We start from the raw sequence: 20,671 nt of genomic DNA, 5'->3' as shown, positions 1-20,671 counted from the left end.
ACACCGAGGAAGAGCGCCAAGACTCCACATAGGCACTCACCAAGCCTCGAAAAGAATCTGCCCAGGCCTCGTCACGGAGCGCACGGAGGCCGGAGGAGCACACGGAGGAAAACCGGCCGGAATATTGCCCCACCCGCCGAAGCCGCGGGCGCGTCGGTACGCGGACGGCAAGGTGTTTCCCCATCACAACCAGAAGAGCGCTGCCACGCGCCCGCTTCGCGCCGGCGCAGCCCCATGACCGCGCCGGCTTCCGTCATTCTAAATTCTGCATTCTCCATTCTGCATTAGCGCAGCGCAGAGGCGCTGCGCGTCAGCGCCTTAGTTCACTTCGTACACCTCGATCATGCCGGTGCCGGTGGTGTCGCCCTTGCCGCTGAGGATCGCGGTGTAGAGGCCGGGTTCGAGCGTGAGCAGGAGCACGGCATCCTTGCTGCCGGGCAGCAGGCCGAAGGCCCCGGTCGGCGCGGAGCGCACGATGATTTCATCGGCGGAAAGGCCCGAGGTCTGCGTGCCCCAGTTGTCGTTCGTGGCGATTACTTTTTCGGAGTCGCGCAACGTCAGGATCGGGTCGGCCAGCGCGCCCTGGCTCACGCCGAGGTCCGTCAGGCGCGGGCCGATGCCGCGGATCAGGACCCGCTTCGGCGTGTTGCCCGAAACGACCACGCCAGCCACCAACACGTCCTCACCGGTTCCCACCCAACCGCGGGTGGAGATGTTTGCCAGGTGCGGCTGGTCGGTGCCCGTCAGGTCGTCGCCGTCGTACACCTCCACCAGCGCCACGCCATGGCTGCCCGCCGCGGGCGTCACCATCACCGTGTAGATTGCGGGCGGGAGGTTCACGTACAGCGCCGCGTCCTTGCTCGGGTTCGGCAGCTCAAAGGCCTGCGTCCGCTTCGCCGCCGCCGCGATGTCCGCGGCATTCGCCTCGCTGCTCCAGTTGTCGACCTCCTTCAGCAGCGTCGATCCCTGGTACAGGCTCAGCTTCGGATCCGCGATCGGCTCCTTCACGCTCAGCTTCGAGAGCGTCGGACCGACCGCCCGGATCAGCACGTTGCGATTCGCCGAGCCGGAGATCACGAAGCCGGCCACCAATGTATTGAGTCCGTCGCCCGTGCGCCCGCGGCTCGAGATGTTGAACAGCCGCATCGCCTGCCGCACGCCGTCGCGCAGTCCGCCGAACTTCTGTCCGGCGAACCCGGTCTTGTCCGCGATCACGCGCACCGAACCGCCGCCATCGATCGTGACGGTGAGTTGCGCCCCGCTCGCCGGCGTGAGCGTCATCTGACCATTGGCGAACGTGCCCAGGCCGCCGGCGGACGTGTTGCCCGAGTAGGCGAAGAAGACCGCGCGACCGTCCGGCGCCACGATCCCGTACGAACCGCCGAGCGCGCCGTTGAGCGGCGGCACCACGTAGTAGCCCGCCAGCCCGCCGCTGCCGGTCGCCCGGCTGCCCGTGAACGTCAGCTCCAGCGGATACACCGAGCCGCTCAATGTGCCGTCGCCATTGATCACCCCGGAGACCGTCCGCGCCGCGTTCGTCCGCGGATCGAGGGCGTTGGCGACAAACGTGCCGTCGCGCCCGAGGGTGACGTTTTCGCAGAGCAGCCCGCCGCCGTTTGTGCCGAGGACATTGCCCACCAGCACCGCCGACCCGTTCGCCCGCACCAGCAGCGCCAGATCGCCACCCGCGCCGTCCGTCCCAAGCTTCGCCAGGTACACGCCGGCAAACGCCTCCATCCCGCCACCTGTCGTCGAGACCGTCAGGTCCGCGTTCAGCACGGTAAACACTAGGTAACCCTGCGCTGACGTCACCACGACGAGTTGTTTGTCCGAGATGGCAAACATCGCCACCGGCAAACCGGGCACGGCGACCGAGCCGTCCTGAAGGTAGGTCCGTTCCAACCAGCGCTGCACTTCCGCTTCGCCCTCGTCATCAGCCCGTAGCGTGTAGAGTCGATTGGACAACCAAGCCGCATCCAGAACGCTGTTGGCCAGCGTCCCCACACGGTCCAGACCGGCGTCCGTTACTCGCCCATCGGCCATCGCGATCAGCGAGCCGTCAGCATTGAGCCGGAGCGGCGGCACGCCGACAGCACGCCTCTCGAGCATTCCCCCAAAAACTCCGGTCGTCGGCACCGTCTCATAGGCAACGCCGCTGGCACCATCGGCGGCGTACAGCCGCCGCCGCGATGAATTCCAGGCGAGGGCGGTGCCAAGATTGTGCCAGTGGCCCACGTAAATCAGTTGGCCGTCGGCACCAACTACCACGCGAAGATATCGGTCGATGTCGCTGGCGAGGGCGTCGATCAGCAGCAAGCCGTCCATATCCGTAAGCGCCCCCACCCGGTTGCCTACCACCGCGACGGTCGACTCAGCGGGAGCGGACACAGTCAGGGGAAGGCTCGTGATCACCCCGTCGCCGTAGTACAGCAAAGCCCGCCCGGAGCCCGGCGTGTGCGCCGCACGCCGTGGCGTACCACGCAGGGGCACCGCAGTCAGGTAGCTGCGGGTCAGGGTCGACCAGCGCACCACGGCCTGCTTGCTGCGGCTGACGAGATGCACGATGCCGTTGGCGAAGAACACCCCATCGAAGGACATCCGTTCCCCCTGCCCCGTCGTGACCGGATTGAGGGCCGGCGTCACAAACGCCGTCGGGGCGAGCTTCGCGACGGCAATGGGTGTGCTGCCCGCGCCGGCCCCGAACGCGAATACGTCCGTTCCTCGCCCAAACGCCCGCATGGGAACAAAGGGCACCGTGGCGCGTGCCGTCTCGACGTAGTCGCCCGCCCGCAGCAGGTGCGCGGCATTGTTCCGAAACACCACAGTCGCGCCATCCGAGCGGCTCACCAAGTCCAGGAAAGGTTGGCCGAGAGACGCCACGTAGCTCATGTCGCTGGTGCGGAATACCGCGCCGCCGGTGGTCGCCACCTCCGCCTCGCCGGCAAGCAGGTAGGATCGCGAGCCGCGAGGGAAAGCATACGGGTAGTCGGGCGTCGCCACGGGCGTAAATGCGCCATTGGCATCGATGGTGAACGGAGTGGGCATCGATCGCACGTCGAGGATGCCATATCCGCGACGACTGCCGGCTGAAAACGTGATTTGCGTGTACGGCGTCACCGTCGCGGGCGCCGCAAAGTCGCTCCGACGGACCTTGTTGAGCGAGCGCGGCGCGTTGGGCGCGTCCTGACAGAAATAGTAGAGCCAGGCATCGTACGCACAGAGCTCCGTAATTTGGGCGGTCGCGTTCAGCACGGCCGTTTCCTCCGCGAGGCTAGGCGAACGTCGGACGAGCGCCCGCCCGTAGGCCACGTATACGCCTTCCGTCATGGGCAGGAACGCAGTCGGCACCTGCGTGGCGCTCAGCAGCACGGTCGGCAGCCACTTCTCCGTTGCCATGTCGTACCGTTCAATGCGCCCAGGCTGCGTCGCGAGGAAGTACACGATGTCGCCGAGTTGAACGGTGCTCACCCAAGGCGCCGTGTTGCTGGCCTCCAGCCGGGTAACAGCTTCCGAGGAGAACGTGACCCCGCCCGGCCCGATGATCCTGACGGTGTAACTGCCCAAGTCCGCCGCCTTGGCCGCACTGACGGAGTAGCTGCTGCCCGTCGCGCCCACGATCGCCGTTCCATTCAAGTACCACTGGTAGTCAAACGGCCCGGTGCCGGACATGAAGCCTGTATCAATTTCGAACGGCTTCCCCAAGGTGACGGCGATCCCTGTAGACCACGCCAAGAGGGCGGGAGGCTGCGGCACCACCACCGTGAGGATGGCATCATCGCTCGTCACGGTGCCGCCCAGGCCTGTGACTTGGAGCGAATAGCGCCCGGCGTCGGCTCCCTTCACGGCCTGGATGCTGTACGTGTCGGTCGTCGCGCCAGGCAAGGGGCTGCCATTCTTCCGCCACTGCGCCGTGAGCGGGCCGGTACCGTCCTCGACGTACGTTGCCCGGAAACTCACTCCCTGCCCCAAAGGCACCCGCGCTGACACCGGCTGAAGCGCGATCGTGGGCGCCCGGGGGGCCGCGACGGTCACTACCGCGGGACTGCTGGTCACCGAGCCAGCCTTGTTGGCGACCGTGACAGTATAGCTGCCGGTATCGGACGGCTGCGCATGCGTCCTCTGGTAGTTGCTGGACGAGCCTTCCGCGAGCGCGACGCCATCCTTCGACCACTGGTAGGTGAATGGACCGGTACCCGCGACCGCAACGGTGAGGAAAATGTCCCCGAAGTACCCAATCGACACGCTCGCAGGCGGAGTCGTGATCGTCGGCGGGACCGCAGGATCGACGACCACGGTGGCCGTTTTGCTGTACACCGTACCCGCCGGGTTCGTCACCGCCACGCGGTACACGCCCGCATGCGCCGGCGTCGCCGTTAACACCCGATAAGTCCGCTTGTTCGCATCAGGGATCGGGACGCCGTCCTTCTCCCACTGGTAGGTGATCGGCGGCGAACCGATCGCGCCAACGACAAGCTCAAAGCTCTGGCCCTCGACGACCGTGGCCCCCACCGGCTGCATCTGGAAAGTTACAGGCGTCGCCGGATTCACCGTCAGGACCGCTTCCCGGCTGGTCGCCGTACCGGCAATATTGACCACCTGGATCGAGTATTTGCCGGCATCCCCCAGCGTCACGCTCGCGAAGCGCAATTCGTCCCGCGTCGCGCCCGCGATCGCCGCGCCGTTCTTAAGCCATTGGTACGTGTACGGCGGCGTCCCCGCCGTCAGGCCCAGCCGAAACGTGGCCTCCCCGCCGGCCGTCACGGTCACATCAGACGGCTCGGTGCTGGTGCAAACCGGCACGACGGCCGCGTTCACGGTCAGGGTCGCAACGCCGCTGGTCGCCGCCCCCTGGCTGTTGGTTACCACCACCGAGTAGCCGGCCGCATCGGCGAGCGTCGCCGCCTCGATCGTGAGGCTTGCGTCCGTGGCGCTGGAAATCGGCGCCCCATTGCGCAGCCACTGGAACGTCCGCGGGTAGCTGCCCGAGGCACTGAAGGTGAAGACCGCCGTCTGATTCACGTGGACGGTGCGAGACTCGGGCTGGGCGGTGAACGCCGGCGGCGCCAGCGGCTTCACCACGAGGGTCGTGCTTGCGGGATTCGACCCGCCCGCATTCGTCACCGTCGCCTCATAGGTGCCCGCGTCGGCTGCAGTTGCCGCGCCAATGATCAGGAAGGCGTTGGTCGCACCCGCAATCAGCGCGCCATCCTTCTGCCACTGATAGGTGACCCCTTCCTGGGACCCCCAATAGGTCACGGTCATCGTCACTCGCTCACCCGTTTCAACGGTCCCTCCGCCCGCGATCGAAACCAGGATCGGCGGCTGCACGCTGGGATCGAGACTCGGCCGCGCGAGCGGCCCGGTTGACGCGCCCGAGGAGTCGAGACCCAGTGCGCTCAACGCGCTCCAGAACAGCACGAACACCACGACGAATCGCCGGAGATGCATGCCACTGGCAAATCACGTTGCTTTGGCAGCGTCAACCCGACGCCCCGCCCAATTCAGGGGTCCCCAAGCACCGCCCGCCGGTCGGGCGTGCGACTCAGCGGGAGATCGGACCGATCCGACGGATCAGACGGATCCAAGTCCCAACCACCGCCAACGAAGCCCTTCCGCCCGGGATAGGATGTCCTGAACGCACCCGCACCCCGGCTTTCACCATTCTGCATTCTCCATTCTCAATTCTGCATTAGCGCGCCGCCTCAGCGGCGCGCGTCAGCACCTGCACGGGGCCCAGCAGGCCGGACTCCATCAGCGGGGTCTTGGCATCGAGCCGGCGAATGTTGGTGCGGGTGCGGCGCTGCTCGGGCGGAAGGCTCGCGTCGCCGATGAGCCGGTTGGGCCAAAAGTTGACGACATCGATTTCGAGTACGTTGCCCCGCGGACGCACCAGCCCAGCCACGTCCACCCGAAACGGCGGCGCCCAGAGAATGCCCAGCGAGCGGCCGTTCAGCCGCACTTCGGCCAGCTCGCGCACGCGCCCGAGGTCCAGCGCCAACGGCGCCTTCGGGGCCACCCCGGGTGAGAGATCAAAGGTCTGCCGATACGTGGCCGTGCCACTGTAGAAGCGAATCCCGGCGTCGGCGTGCTCCGCCCAGTTGCCCAGGCGATCGAAGATCGTCCGCGCCGGCCCGCCCCAGGCGGGATCGAACGCGACCGTCCACGGGCCCGCGACCTCCTGCACCGGCACGTAGGCAACCGCATTGGCCGCAGCCGTCGCGGGATGCTCGCGAGCCGGCGCGCGAAACACGACGAACCACGACCCGCAGGGCGGAAAATCGAGCGGAAGCGTGGTCGTCTGCTCTCCCGCGGCATACGCGGCGGCGAAACGGCGCTCGCCGGTCACCGGATTCCAGAGTTCAGGCGCGCGCCCGGTCACGCGGAAGCTCGCCTGCACCGCCTCTGGCCGCGTCCCGCGGCTGGCCACGAAGTAGATCTCCGCCTCGCCGTCGCGCCGATGAAGGTAGCTGAGGTCGGTCTGCGCGTCGCCGCCGATGTACGTGAAATCCGGAGACACGCCCAGCGCGGACAGCGCCTCGCGCGCGCTCGTCCCGCGGCGCGCGTGCCGCGACGCCGTCACGTCCCAGATTTCGGCCGCGAGCCGGCGCACGTCCGCGTCGCGCTCGCCGGAGGTGTCGAGGCCGGTTGCCGCCGTCGGCGGGTGGCCCACGACGGTCACCCCGGCCCAGACCAGTTCCCGCACTTTGCGCAATACCGCCGGCGAGATCGAGGGCTGGTCGCGCAGCACGAGCACCCGGTAACTCACGCCGTCCGGCAACTGCAGCCGGCCGTCCCGCGCGCTCACGCGCTCGAGCAGCGCGTGCTCATCGATCACGTCGTAATCGTAGCCCGCGCCGACCTGCGCCGGGTCGCTCGCGCGCAGCTGCGCGAAGTTGGGGATATTGTCGCCGTAGTAGTAGAGGACGTCGCCCACCGGCAGCCCGCGCTGGAGCAGTGCCTGGCAGCGGTTCAGATAGGCGAAAAAGGGCGCGCTGCGGCTCCACCAGGTCACGTTGGGATTGAGGTGCGTGCCGGCGAAATACTGCTGGCCCGGCAGCCCCATCTCCGCCGGCGAGCACACGAACGCATGCCACACGAGGAGGTTCAGCCCCTCGGTACAGGCCTTGTCGAAGGCCGGCTTCAGGTTATCCCACAGCGTCTCCTGCCAATGCATCCCGATCGTCGTGAACCCCTCGGCCAGGACGAGCCGGTGCCCGTAGGTGTGCGCCGCGCTCGCCGGCTGCTTCACAAAGAAGCGGTTGGGGTCACCGATCCGGTGCCGTGGCGACCACGCCCAGAACTCGGACATCGGGGCGTCGTTGAGTCCGAGGCAGCGCTGCGCGTCAAAGGGAGACGAGTGCGGGCCGCCCGACTCGGGGTGCAGCAGGAGGCCATGCGCCCGCGCTCGCTCCTTGAAGGGCACGTAGTGGTGGTCCACCGCGAGCTCGCCCATCGTCTTGCGGAAATCGAAGAGGAACCGGTTGCTCGCCTCGCGGCTGTCCACGATGTAGCCCGCGATCACCGGCAGCCACGGCAGGAGGTCGTAACCGCGCCGCGCCCGAAACTCGTCCCGCAGCGTGGGCGTCCAACTCGCCGCCTCGATTTCCCAGCTGTCGGTGTGCAGGTATTTCAGCGTGCGGCTGGCGCGCGCCCCGGCCTCGACCAGCAGCGGCTCGACCGCGGCGTTCCAGTAGCGCTGAAACGCGCCGGCGTCGTACGCGTCGATCGCGTAGCCGCTCCAGCCGTCGCTATGGGTCGACACGCGCGCGTGTTCGCCAACGGTGCAGCCGATCCGCAGGATCCGCCAGTCGCCCGCGGGCACGTCCCACGCCAACGAGCCGTCCGGGCCCAGTTGACCCGTGAGATTCACCACCGCGCCCGCGGTCGTGTCGGCTTCGCCCGGCGTGGACGCGACGTCCGTCAGGAGCACCGACGTATCGGGCGCGGAGCTGTTGAGCGGCTTCAGCAGCGCCTTCTCGGCCAGGCGCTGGATCGGCGCGTGCGCGGGCGCCAGCGGGTCGACGTTCACCGCGAGCACGAAAAGATCCTGGTACCAGGGATCCCGGTGCTTGGGCTCGGGGAGCAGCTGCGTCAGAGGCGCCGGGCCGGCCGCGCACGTCTCCGACCAGACGAGCTGCTTGGCGGCATCGGACGCCGGGACCATCGGCCCGCCGAGGTTCCAGCCGCTCTGGATGTTGAGGCTCAACTCGAGGCTGAGCCGCTCGGCCTCGGCGAGCGTGTGGCGGTAGAGCTCGCGCCAAGCCGGCGACAGAAAGACCGGCCCCGCCGGCACGCGGTCATTGCCATCCTGCTCGGCGCCGCCGGCGTCGGTGAGGATCGCGCCGCCAAAGCCCTGGGCCCGCATCGCCTCGAGGTCGCGGGTGATCGCCTCCTTCGTGACGTTGCCGTTGAGCCACCACCAATAGGCGCGAAGCCGCGCGTCCTGCGGCGGATTGGCCCACGCAGCCTCCAATTCCACCACCGGCGCGGCACACCGGGCGACTCCGCTCACGAGGAGCGCAGCCAGGACGACGAGGGCGGAACGAACGCAGGAAGAACGCATGCCGGCGAAGGGGTGAAAGGCCGGATGCTCAACACCCGCGCCGATCTGGACAAGGCCGACGTGCGTCGCCAGTGCCGGCGCCGCCTCCGCCGTCCCACCGGACCCGACGAGTATCTGGACATTATTCCCGGCAGAATCCGGACATTATGCCCGAGTATCTGGACATTATCGCAACTACCCCATGCTCGGCCGGATATAATTGCACCCTCCTGCCCTCGTGCTCCCGGCCCGCGGCTCCTTGGAGCCGCCCAGCCCAGCCCCGCCTCTGGCCGCCGCCTGGAGTCTGTCCCGCCGCCCATCGTCCGTATCCGACTTCAGCCTTCAGCATTCAGTCCTTCAGTCCTTCGCTTTCCTTCAGCCCTTGGTCTTTCGCGCGCGCCCGGCCTCGGCCTTTCCGCCAGCCACGAGGGCGAGCCAGCGGTTGGCGGCCGGTGACAGCGTCGCGCCCTTGCGCCAGATGAAGCCCGGCTGCCAGCGCAGATCCGTCTCATCCACCAACACGGTTTCCACCGATAAGGGCCGGCGCGCAGCGACGACAATCCGCGGCAGGAGAGCGACGCCGAGGCCGGCGGCAACGAGGGCAATGATGAAGTCGGCGTGACCGCTGCGCGCCGCCTCGTTGAGCGTGAAGCGGCGCCGCCGGCACGCGGCGGTGATGATGCCGTTCAATGCAAACCCGCGCTCGAAAAAGATGAAGGGGTCGCGGGCGATGTCGGTGAGCTTGATCGCGGCCCGGCCCACCAGCGGGTGTCCGCTCGGCAACAGCGCGAGCATCGGCTCGTCGCAGACCGCGCTCCATTCGAAGTCATCCGGCACGGGCCGCAGCGAAACGCCCAGCTCGATCTCGCCCGCGCGCACCGCCTCCTCGAGCCGCTTGCTCCCATGCTCGTGCAGCTCGATCTCGATGCCGGGATACTTGCGCCGGAAGGCGGCGAACAACGGCGCGAACAGCGTGCTGCTACCCAGCGTGGGCAGCCCCAGCTTCAGGCGGCCGCGCTGCAGCCCGCGCAAGTCGGCCAGCTCCGCGCGCAGGTGCTCGCGCTCCGTCATGATCGTGCTCGCCCGGCGCACCACCATCTCGCCGGCGGAGGTCAGCCGCACGCCCTGCGCGAGCCGGTCGAGCAGCACGGCGCCGCAATCATGCTCCAGCTGCTGCACGGCCTTGCTGACGGTCGGCTGCGTGGTGTTGAGCACCTTGGCGGCCGCGGAAAACCCGCCCTGGCGAGCCACTTCCACCAGCATTTCCAGGTCCCGAAAATCCATGGCGTATGCTTTATTGGAATCGCGGGGATTCCATCAATTCATTTTCGGAATGGCTCCGCCTGTGGCATCCTCCCGGCCGTGAACTCTTGGTTTCATCAATCGCGCCGGCGCCTGGCGCATCTCATCCGCGGGAACCGCTGGGTGCAGGTGGGGGCGCTGCTGGTCCTGAGCGCCGGGGCCAACGCGCTCACGCGGGCGCTGGGTCTCGGGGTGCCGGGCAGCGTCGTCGGCCTTTTCATCCTCCTGGCCCTGCTGTTCAGCGGGATCGTGCCGTCGCATTGGCTCAACCGGGGTGCGTCGGGGCTCCTCGACCACCTGATGCTCTTCTTCGTGCCGGCGATGCTCGGCCTCGTCGACCATCCCGAACTCGTCGGCCCGCTGGGTTTCAAGCTCCTGCTCGCGGTGCTCGTCGGCACGCCGGCGGTCATGATCGGCACCGCGCTCGTCGTCGAGGCGGGTTTCCGGCTCCGCAACCGCCATGCCCGCTAGTCTCGCCCCCGTCCTCTGGGCGGCGGTGACGCTCGGCATCTACGCCGCCTCGCGCGCCGCTTACGCGCGGTTTCGCCGCTGGTGGCTCTCGCCACTCCTGACCACCTGGGTCGCCTGCGGCGCCCTGCTCATCGTCTGCCACACCAGCTACCACGAGTACCTGCGGGGCACGCACTGGCTGGTAACCCTCCTCGGCCCCGCCACCGTCGCGTTCGCCATCCCGATCTACGAGCAGCGCGCGACCATTGTGCGGCACTGGCCGGTCCTCCTCGCCGGCGTGGTGGCCGGCAGCGTCATCGCCGTCGGCGTCTCCTGGTGGCTCGCCGGGCTGTTCCAATTCTCCCCGCAGGTGCGCGCCAGCCTTCTGCCGCGCTCCATCACCACGCCCTTCGCCATCGAGATGTCGGCGACGGTCGGCGGCGTGCCGGCGCTCACCGCGTCGTTCACTGCTGTCACCGGGCTGTTCGGCGCGGCCGTCGGCGAAAGTCTCCTCGTAGCGCTCCCGCTCCGCTCGGCCTTCGCCCGCGGCGCCTCGTTCGGCATGGCCGCCCACGGCGCCGGCGTCGCGAAGGCGCGCGAACTCGGCGCCGAGGAAGGCGCCGTCGCCGGCCTCGTCATGGTCATCGCCGGCCTCCTCAACGTCCTCGGCGCGACCGCCTGGTCCGCGCTGTAGTTTACCCGCGGATTGACGGTTCTCCGGATGAACCGATCGCCGATCGAAGAAACCGCGAACGACGCGAACCATCGCGAAAGTTGCGGGTGGCCGACCGCTCAGATCCGACTACGTCCCCGACATCGCAGACCGCAGGTTTTCGCGCACCTTTCGCGCGCTTCGCGGTTTCCCTCTGGACATCCCAGTCCCCAAACCTGAGCTCACCGCGAACGCTCGCGAACCGAGCCACGAAAACCCGCGGTACGTGCTACCGCTCACGCTTTCGCCCTCAGCCCTGGCGGACCCCACGTTTTCGCGTCACTTCGCGCCTTTCGCGGTTCTCTCCAGGATCGAATATCATTCGTCCCTTCGGGGTTACCCGACCCGAATCAGTCTCTGTCGACCGCCTCGAGCTGGAAGACCCGGAAGCTGTGCGGCGGGACCGTGACGTCGAAGGTGGTGCGTGGCTCGCGCGCCTGCTGGCCCCAGGGCGTGCGCGTGGTGGGCGGCGGCGTGCCGGTGATCACCTCACCCGAGACGAGATCGCGGATCCGCCGGCCTGCCCCTAGCGTCCCCAGCTTCACGGCCGTCTCCGCCGCGCGGTACGACTCCACGATAAAGGTGTGGTTGTCGTAGGCGAACAGCGCCACCTCACTCGGTCCGTCGAGCCGCACGGGGAAGCCCCGCATCACCACGTCCTTCACGGCCTGCGTCACCGCCGGCGGGAGACGGTACAGGTGCCGGAAGTTGTCGGGCAGGTTCCAGACGTAGAACGTGCCGTCCTTCCCGTAGCGATCCATCAGGAGCAGCGGGAAACCCGCGCCGTCGGACATCGCGCTGACCAGCGCCCAGGCGTCGTTGGTGAGGAAGCGCAGCTGCGGGAAGAGGATCGGCGGCGCGCCGGTGGCGGCGTTGGGGTGCACCACCCGTTCGCCGGCGCCATACCCGGTCGAGAAGCCGTCGGACAGGATGCGTTTGTCCGTGGGCTCGATCTCCACGATCTCCTCGATGCCGCGGCCGTGCAGCGCACGGTACAGGCTGGCGGTCACGATCACCGATTTCCCAGCCAGGAGATGCCGCTTGATCTTCGCCACGAGGTCGGGATCCGAGCGCGCCGCCTCAGTGAGCAGCACGACCGGCGCCTGGTCGGGAAAGGTAGGATACAACTCGATCGGCAGCCCGATCATCCCGAGGTAGTTGTGCAGGAAGTCGTCCCCGGTCGCATGCGGCGGCCGGTAACTGGCAATCCCGATCGGCTGGCCGAGGCGCCCGAGGAAGGCATCCACGAGGTCGAGCGAGTATCCGGCCACGCGCGCCATGCTCGGTGCGGCGCTGGTGACACCCGCGACCGCCGCCGGCGCGGCGGTGCCGTCAGGCTTCGGCCGATACGCCATCAATTCCTCCCAGCGGAAGGAAGTCCGCGCGCCGGCCCACCCGGCCCGCTGGCCCGCCACGGCCGGCTGCAGCAGCGCCGCCCAGTTAAAGAGCGTCATTTCGCGCGCCTTGGCGAACACGGTGTTCCAGAGCTGCTCCGCATAGCGGTCGACGTACTCGAGATTGAAGGTGTCGACCCAGCCGCCGCCGTTCCGGCTGGGGGCGATATTCTCCAGGTAACGCACGATCTGGTAGCTCTCGTACTGCTGCAGGAACTGGTCGGTCGTCTGCGGATCCCGCGTCTCCGTCCCCGTGTAGACGCCATCGTAGATTCGCGGCCCCTCCTGCAGGTCGAAACCGAGGCCGGCAAAGTGCTCGTACCAATTCGGGTACTTGATGATCACGCGGGCCCGTGGATTCACGGCCTTGGCCGGGCGCACCACGAGTTCACGCCCCGCCTCGTTCATCAACTCGAGCCGGAACTGGGTCCAGCTGCGGCTGCCCTTCGCCTCGATGTCGGACGGATACTTCGTCGTGACGAAGAAGAAATCGTCGAGGATGATCTCGTCGAAATGCCGCGCGGTGAGCTCCATGGCCTGCCGGACGAACGCGCGGTCGGCCGGATCGGTGTAGCAGAACGAGCGGAACTGGCCGCCGCCACCATCGGAGAACGTGATCCCGCCGGCGGTGGCCACCCCGTGCGTCGCGAAGAAGGCCTTCACCCGCTCGAGCAACGCCTCGTCCGCGAGCACCCGGTCGCGCTGCGTCTCGATGTACACCTTGTCGACCCGCAGATCCCGGCTGATGACCGCCCACTCCCGCTCCAGCACCGCGGGTTCGGTGAACCGGCGGACAAGGCCAACGGGGATGTAGATCGCCACGTTGAAATTCTGATACCGTCCTGCGGCCGGCGACGGTGAGACCGGCGAGTTCGAGGCTGCGGGCGCGGTACGGCCCAGCGAAACGGTCAAAACAACCGAGAGCGCAACGAGCAGGAGGCGACGAGCGGCAACAGTGATCATGGGGGATAACGGATCAGGAGGAGACCAAGCTGCGGGGCGGGCCGGAAGCGGCACGCCGCGGGGCGCGCAGGGTTCCGTCACTCTGCGCGCGGGCGCCGCGCCGCCTCAAGACGGAAGATTTAATGATAAACCTGACATTTCCGGCGGGATTTGCCCCCATCCGGACGCGTCGCCTTCGGCGCGCTACTCGGGCTGCTCGAGACGGGCGTGCGGTCCCACCGTCGCGCCGACAAAGCCGCCCGCGACGCGCGTGGTGAGGAGTTTCGCGTCCGCGTGATCGAGCAGCGAGTGCCACTCCCCCGGGGCGATGGACCAGTGGAAATCAAGGGTGGCGCCCTGCCCGCTGGCCCGCAGCTCGACGACGCGCGCACCCGCGGGGAGTTCCTTGGTGGCGAGCACCTTCACGACCTCGCCGCTGGCCTGCTCCACAAAGGCCATCGCGCCGGTCGCGCCCTGCCGGACGCCGCAGAAAAAGTGATGGCGCTCGTTCTGAAACACCGCCAACCCCGCGGCCACGCCGGGCTGAGCCGGCACCTCCAGCGCAAGGCGCGCGGCGAAATTCATGTGCTGCACCCGGCGGGCCAGAAAGGCGGGATTCGCCTTGCCCCCGAGGGAGGCGGCCAGCGGCGTCACCTCAAGGCCGCCGCCCGGGCGCAAGCGCCACCAAGGGGAGTGCAGGGTGCGTAGCGTCAGCCAAAGTGGCGACAGCGTCGGCTGGTCGAAGGCATCGCGCCAGGTGAAGTTTCCGTTGAGCGGCACCGCGGTGCCGCGGGGGGCGACGGCCGGCGCAACGCCTTGCGCACGGGGCCCTGCCCCGACGGCGGACACGCGCGCGCCCGCCGGCAGGATCACCGGCCAGCCATCGTCGGTCCAGCGCACGGGCAACAGGAAGGTTTCACGGCCGGTATGGTAGAGCGTGCCGTCGGCATACGGCCGGCAGCCGAGAAACACCGCCCACCAGCCGCCGTCCGGGCCCACCACGAGATCGGCATGGCCCGTCGAGGTCACCGCGCCGGCCGCGCCGCCATCGAGGTTCCGCTGCGTGAGAATCGGATTCTGGTCCCACGGCACGAACGGCCCGGTCACCTGCCGGCTGCGGAAGATCACCTGCGAGTGTCCCTCGGCCGTGCCGCCCTCGGCGCAACAGAGATAGTACCAGCCGTCGCGCTTGTAGAGGTGAGGGCCCTCCACCCAGATCGGTTTCCGGGCGAGGTCCACGCCGCCGTTCACGATCACCCGGCGCGGCCCGATAAGCGTGCGCGTGCGCGGGTCGAACTCCTGCTGCCAGATGGCGCGATGCCCGTCGTACCGGGGGTTCCCCTCGGGCGCGCCGTTGTTCACCAGCCACGCGCGGCCGTCGTCATCGAAGAAGAGCGAGGGATCGATGCCCTCGAAATCGAAATAGGTCGGATCGGACCAGGGGCCGGCCGGATCGCGGGCGGTGACGACAAAATTGCCGCCGCCGTCGACCATCGTGCACACGACATAGAACACCCCGTCGTGGTGGCTGATCGCCGGCGCGAAAATGCCGCGCGACACCCCGAGCCCGTCGTAGCGCAACTGCTCCGGCCGCGAGATCACGTGGCCAAGCTGCCGCCAGTTCACCAGGTCCCGGCTGTGAAAGATCGGGATGCCCGGAAAGTACGCGAAGGTGGAGTTGATGAGGTAGAAGTCATCCCCCACCCGGCAGATGCTGGGGTCGGGATAAAACCCCGCCAGGATCGGGTTGCGGTAGGTGCCCGCGGGAGCGGACGCCGCGAACACCGCGTCGCGGCCGGAGTACTCAAAGTTATGGAAGGTCACGGTCGGGGTGGCGCCGCGCACCATCGCGGCGATTCCCAGCAGGGCAAGGCACAGGGACTTTTTCATAAAGGGCATGACGGGCGGAGTTCGCCGCGCGGGCCGGGCGCGCGACCCGCGCCCTGTCGCGCAGACCGGGCCGCGCGCTCATTTTGCGCTCGGGTCGCCGGGCACGTAGCGGAGCTGGATCGCCTTGTAGTACTCGAGGTGGTGCTCGGGTTGCTCGACCCCGTTCGGGATCGGGCGACGGGCGAACGTCTGGAAATATAGGATACACGCATCGCGCCAGGTGCGGGCATCCTGCTCCTGCCGCCGCAGCAGCGCGTCCACATGCGCCCAGCGCTCGGCATCCACCCGGTCCTGGACGCCCGCCCACAGCGGCAGCCACGCGCGGACCGTGTCGACGCCGAGTTGATAGTGCAGGCAGATCTCGTCCCACAGCGTCCGGCCCGACCGCATCCGGTGATCCCATGGGAGATGATGGAACCACAGCAGAAACTCGTCCGGGCAGCGCGCGGGATCGCCCCAGAGTTGCGCGACGGGCGTCGCGTACTGGGCCACGCCGTTGGAGCCGTTGGCGCTGCGGTCAAAGCCGATCCCCTGCGCGTCGGCCCGATGGTAATACACGGAGTTCCAGTCGGCCCGCGGCAGGTGGTCGACCCAGGGGCCGGGGCCGTAGTGGTGCCCCTCGGCCATCAGGTGATGGAGCCCGAGCGGCATCTCGTAATTCACCACCGCTTCCCGGGACTCGAGCAGCATGCGCGTCAGCGGGGCGACGACCGCCGGGGCGTTGCCATAGGTGAGGCGGGTCCATTCGTTCGCGATCGCGGCGGGCGGGAGGGTGTGGTCCCACGCCAGCCGGCCGAACGCGTACCAGTTGGCCTGCGCGAGCGGATGGCCGGTCCAGTTGCGGTCGGAGCCGAGGTTGGCGACGCCGGCGATCATCGAAATGCCGTGCAGGTCGAAACTGCCGTCGACGACACGGCCGACGGTCGAACCAGGGCCGGCGGCCTGGGTGTCGGCCGTGAGCACCTCGCTCCACATCGGCGCCAGGAATGCCAGGTTGGCCGCGCCGCCCAGGTATTCCTGGGTGATCTGCAGCTCGGCGCACAACGGGGTGCGGGGCATCGCCCCGAAGAGCGGGTGGAACGGCTCCCGCGGCATGAAATCGATCGGGCCGTTCTTCACCTGCACGATGACGTTGTCGCGGAACTGACCGTCGAGCGGCCGGAACTCGGTGTACGCCTGCTTGGCCCGGTCGTCGGGTACGTTCGCGTCGTACACGAAGGCGCGCCAGATCACGACGCCGTTGTGCGGCGCGAGGACGTCGGCGAGGAGGTTGGCGCCGTCCGCGTGGTTGCGGCCGTAGTCCTGCGGCCCCGGCTGGCCCTCGGAGTTGGCCTTGACGAGGAAGCCGCCGAAATCGGGCACATGGCGGTAGATCTCGTCGACCTTGGCGCGCCACCAGCGTTTCACGCCGGCATCGAGCGGGTCCGCCGTGGGCAGGCCGCCGATCTCCTTCGGCGCGCTGAAGCGGGCGGTAAGGTAAACGCGAATACCGTAGGGCCGGAAAACGCCGGCGAGCGCCGCCACCTTCTCGAGGTACGCGGGCGTCAGGACGAGAGCGTTGGCATTGACGTTGGTGAGGACGGTGCCGTTGAGCCCCAGCGAGGCGCAGGCGCGGGCGTAGTCGCGGTAGCGCGGGCTGAGATAGTCCGGCAGGATGAACCAGTCCCAGAGCGACTGGCCCGCGTAGCCGCGTTCGACCGTGCGGTTGAGGTTGTCCCAGTGGTTCAGCAGCCGGCGCTGGATGCGCGGCGCGCTCACGAGGTTGAGACCGGTGAGCGGCTCCCCGAGCTGCAGGTGGCGCAGCAACGCGAACGCGCCGTAGAGCACGCCCACCTCATGGTTCGCCAGGAGGAGGATCCGCGAGCGGCCGTCGACCTTGACCTGCCGGACGATGTAGCCCTCCGGCCCGGCGGCCCGCAGGTCGGTCTCGGTCACGAGGGCGAGCAGCGCCGCGTTGGCGGTGGTGCCCACGAGCAGCGCTCCCGGCGCGGTGGCGGTAGGCCGCACCGGCACATCGGTGCCCAGCAGCCCGCGCAACCCGTGCACCAGTTCATCCCGCGCGGCGGCCAGCGTCGCCGCCGGCATCTCCGGGCCGGTGGGCTCGGCGATGACGATCTCGCCGAGCGCCTCGACATACGCCTGGCGCACGGCCGGGTCCACCACCGGGTCGTACCGCAGCCAAAGCCGATAGCCGTCCTCGCCCCGCGCCGCCGGCAGCGAAAGGAGGCATCCCAGCACCGCGACGAGCCCCAGGAGGGCACCGACGGAAGAACCGTGACGACGAACGCGACGGGGCGGGAGGGCGGAGGCCGAACTCCGGCCAGCGGAGGCGGACGAGACGGTGGCGCAACGCATGGGAGACAGGGATGGGTTGAGAACGGGAGCGGGCGCGGGCAAACGTCAGCGTGCCGCCGGCGGATGATGGATGCGGAACTGACCGCCGACCTCCAGCAACGCGATCATGGTCAGCAGGCCGTTGTAGTAGCGGTAGCGGCCGGTTGGTTGTGGCAGCTCCCAGAGCTGGCGGACAAACGGTTCGCCGCAGGCGCGGTCAGCCACGAGCGCGGCGGTCGCCGCCATCGCGATGAGGCCCGGCGAGTTCACGTCCTCGGAGATCGGGGTGCCATCGAGCTTGAACCGATCCGGGCAGTTCGGGCCCTGCGAGAGCAGGAAGCGCAGCACGCGATTGCTTTGTTCGATCTGCCATGGATCGGCGGCCCACCAGGCGTAGTCGAGCGCCGGGTTGGAGAGTGTGCGCCAGGCGTCGTAGCGGAAGTCCTCATGGCCATCGCGCACGTACGGGGTGCCGTCGAAGTTGGCGTAGTCCGGCATGAGGCCGGTCTTCGGATGGGCCGCGCGGCGGAAGTGCTCGCGGCTGGTGGGCGCGAGTTCGGCCAGGAAGGCACGGTCGGCCGGGTCCGCCGCCCAGCGGGCCCACAGTTCGTAGAAGGCGGGCAGATGGTAGGAGGGATCGGTGAAGCGCGCGCCCGGGCCCTGCGGAACGAAATTCACCTGGCGGGCGAGGCGGTCGAACATCGCGGTGATCGGGCCGCGGTCCGGTTCCTCGTGCTTGTGCAGCATCGTGCGCAGGAGCTGCTGGGCCTCGGCGCCATAGGCCAGGACGCCCGGGCCATCACCCCAGCGATGCGAGGCAAAGAACAAGGCCATCACGAACCACTCCTCTCCATCCGGCGCCGGGCCGTTGCTCAGCCGCCGCCCGTCAAAGGCGGTGTGCCAGGAAAAGTAACCGCGGAACGGGCCGCTCTCGTGGTACATGTAATGCCGCGCATATTTCCAGACCGCGTCGAACACCGCCTGGTCGTTCAGCTGCACCGCCAGCATCATCAGGTACGACATCCCCTCGCTGCGGACGTCGTTGCTGGCGATATCGGGCACATAAGCCATGCCGCCCGCCACCGGGTAGAACAGCCGTTGCGAGTCGGGATCGCCGCTCACGATCTGCCGCCACGCGGCCTGGATGCGGGCGGAGACCTCCACGTCGGACTTGCCCAGGTATTCACGGAAGAGGTTCCGATACTCGCCCGTCGTGGCGGCGGGACGCGGAGCCGGGCTGGCCGCGAGCGCAGGCGCCAGCAAGGCGACGGCCAAACCGAAGGTCGCGAGGCCGCGGCGCACACCGCCCCCGCCCCGGCGGGAAGGAGCGGGCGGCGTCCCGGCACAGGACCTGGTGGGAGCCGGGCAAGGCTCCGCGTCCTCCGGGGCGACAAGGGGGAGGGACATGGTTTGTGGTGGGTTGGCGGTTCGCGGGCAGGAGCAAGGCCGCCCCGGATGGGCGGACCCTGCATTGGGGGGAATGGAAAGAGGGAACGGACGACCGCGCCGCGCGGGCGGTCGCTTAACTGGCGGCAGCGACGCCCGCCGCCATCTGCCTCCGGCGCTCGGCGAGTTCGTCCTGGATGCGGAGGTTGAGCGCCTTGCCGATGGGGTAGATCGCGAGGCAGACCAGGCCGAGGGCGAACGGGATGGCCGCGTAGATGCTGGCACCGAGCCGGATGCCGAGGAGGGCATGGGGGCTCTGGACGGCGTTGGGCACGTACCCGTAGGCCGCGATGATCCAGCCGCTGAGCGCGCCACCGAGGCCGAGGCCCGCCTTGAGGGCAAAGAGAATGCCGGCGTACATGAAGCCGGTGGCCCGGCGGGAGGTCTTCCACTCGGAGTAGTCGGCGACGTCGGCGATCATCACCCAGAGCAGCGGGACGGTCGGGCCCCAGCCGAGCGGCCAGAGGATGCTCGCGAACACCAGCAGGTTCATTGAGGTCGGCGTGACAAAGAACACCATCACGGTGGCAAGCATCGTGACGGCCATGCCGGAGATGAAGACCGCCTTTTTGCCAAAGCGATCGGCCAGCGGCTTCGAGCAGATGATGCCGACGATCTGAATCAGGCTGCCGGCGACCATCATGAGGCTGAAGCCGACGCCCGCGGCGTTGGAGCCGTCGGGTTTCACCAGGAGACCGAGGGCGCCAAGGGTCCACTTCCACCAGCCGGTCTCGACGCCCGTCGCGGCGGTGCCGAGCCCGAGGTTTTCGAGGAAGCTGCGAACCGCCCCCTGGTCGAGGAAGTACGAGCAGAAATAGTTCAGCGAGCTGCCGCGGACGACCAACGTGGTGAAGATCAGCAGCGTAAGCACGAACATCACCAGCCACGGGCCGCAGGTGAACACGTCCTTGAGGTCCTGCTTGAGCGACGACTTCTGCGCCGTCATCGGCAGAACGCGTTCCTTCGTGGTCGCGAACACGATCAGGTTCAGGACGACGATCGCCACGCCCAGGATGCCCATCGTGACGGCCCAGCCGTGGGCGCTGTTGCCCTGGCCGAACTTGTCGACGAGCGGGAGCGTCAGCGCCTGCACGATGAACTGGCCGACGAGGGCGGCGACGAAGCGGTAACTGGCGACGCTGGTGCGCTCACCCGCGTCGGGAGTCATGACGCCCATCAACGCGGAGTACGGCGTGTTGTTCGCCGAGTAGAGCATCATGACCAGGGTGTAGGTCATGTAGGCGTACACCAGTTTGCCCATGGGCCCGAAGCTCGGGGAAAGGTAGACGAGCCAGAAGACCAGGCCGAAGGGCACGGCCGTCCAGAGGATCCACGGGCGGAACTTGCCCCAGCGCGTCTGGGTGCGGTCGGAAAGCGCGCCGACGACCGGGTCGACGAGCGCGTCCGCCAGACGCAGCACCAGGAACATCATGCCGACCGCGACGGCCGAGAGCCCCACCGTATCCGTATAGAAACGGGTCTGGTAGAGGATCATCGACTGGAAGAAGAAGTTGGTGGCGATGTCGCCGACGGCGTAGCCGGACTTCTCCCGGAAGGACAGGCGTTCAGTAGGGGCAGCCATGGGGTTGAAAGGGGTGAGTGGCGCAGGGCAAGGGGCGCACCACGCCAGGCGGTTCAGCTAGGTAATGGTGGGATTTC

The 20,671-nt window shown here is 68.3% G+C and carries 10 protein-coding genes; 2 read left to right on the top strand and 8 right to left on the bottom strand.

What is annotated here, in order from left to right:
- Positions 1-318 precede the first annotated feature (318 nt).
- The 3 genes from DB354_RS16970 to DB354_RS16960 all read right to left on the bottom strand — a co-directional run bounded on the left by DB354_RS16970 (position 319) and on the right by DB354_RS16960 (position 9,826).
- The gene (locus DB354_RS16970) at positions 319-5,448 is read right to left on the bottom strand and encodes an immunoglobulin domain-containing protein (protein WP_107836826.1); all 5,130 of its coding nucleotides are present in this window, start codon (positions 5,446-5,448) and stop codon (positions 319-321) included.
- Positions 5,449-5,689: 241 nt separating this feature from the next.
- Entirely contained in the window at positions 5,690-8,563 is a 2,874-nt protein-coding gene (locus DB354_RS16965; RefSeq protein WP_107836825.1) for a glycosyl hydrolase, read from the bottom strand.
- Positions 8,564-8,917: 354 nt separating this feature from the next.
- The gene (locus DB354_RS16960) at positions 8,918-9,826 is read right to left on the bottom strand and encodes a LysR family transcriptional regulator (protein WP_107836824.1); all 909 of its coding nucleotides are present in this window, start codon (positions 9,824-9,826) and stop codon (positions 8,918-8,920) included.
- Between the two features lie 78 nt (positions 9,827-9,904).
- On the opposite strand from DB354_RS16960, the gene DB354_RS16955 reads away from it, so the two are divergent.
- Both DB354_RS16955 and DB354_RS16950 read left to right on the top strand, forming a co-directional pair.
- On the top strand, positions 9,905-10,315 hold the full coding sequence (locus tag DB354_RS16955; RefSeq protein WP_233256671.1) for a CidA/LrgA family protein: 411 nt from the start codon (positions 9,905-9,907) through the stop codon (positions 10,313-10,315).
- Positions 10,305-10,988 (top strand): LrgB family protein, encoded by a 684-nt coding sequence (locus tag DB354_RS16950; RefSeq protein ID WP_107836823.1) that lies wholly within the window; start codon positions 10,305-10,307, stop codon positions 10,986-10,988. Before DB354_RS16955 ends, DB354_RS16950 begins: the two co-directional genes overlap by 11 nt.
- A 368-nt stretch (positions 10,989-11,356) precedes the next feature.
- Here the strand turns inward: DB354_RS16950 and DB354_RS16945 are convergent, their stop codons facing one another.
- The 5 genes from DB354_RS16945 to DB354_RS16925 all read right to left on the bottom strand — a co-directional run bounded on the left by DB354_RS16945 (position 11,357) and on the right by DB354_RS16925 (position 20,594).
- Entirely contained in the window at positions 11,357-13,363 is a 2,007-nt protein-coding gene (locus DB354_RS16945) for a hypothetical protein (protein ID WP_107836822.1), read from the bottom strand.
- Positions 13,364-13,546: 183 nt separating this feature from the next.
- Positions 13,547-15,232: a glycoside hydrolase family 43 protein gene (locus DB354_RS16940; protein ID WP_233256670.1), complete on the bottom strand. Its 1,686-nt coding sequence runs from the start codon at positions 15,230-15,232 to the stop codon at positions 13,547-13,549.
- Between the two features lie 78 nt (positions 15,233-15,310).
- Positions 15,311-17,587 (bottom strand): alpha-glucuronidase family glycosyl hydrolase, encoded by a 2,277-nt coding sequence (locus tag DB354_RS16935; RefSeq protein WP_107836820.1) that lies wholly within the window; start codon positions 17,585-17,587, stop codon positions 15,311-15,313.
- Between the two features lie 45 nt (positions 17,588-17,632).
- A complete protein-coding gene (locus tag DB354_RS16930; protein WP_107836819.1) occupies positions 17,633-18,973 on the bottom strand; it encodes a glycosyl hydrolase family 8 in 1,341 nt (446 codons plus the stop codon).
- Between the two features lie 115 nt (positions 18,974-19,088).
- Positions 19,089-20,594, bottom strand: a complete 1,506-nt coding sequence (locus DB354_RS16925) for an MFS transporter (RefSeq protein ID WP_107836818.1) — start codon at positions 20,592-20,594, stop codon at positions 19,089-19,091.
- Positions 20,595-20,671 lie beyond the last annotated feature (77 nt).

The organism is Opitutus sp. ER46 (genome assembly GCF_003054705.1).
In the GTDB taxonomy this organism is placed as follows: Bacteria; Verrucomicrobiota; Verrucomicrobiia; order Opitutales; family Opitutaceae; genus ER46.
This window is presented reverse-complemented; position numbering and strand designations above follow the sequence as displayed.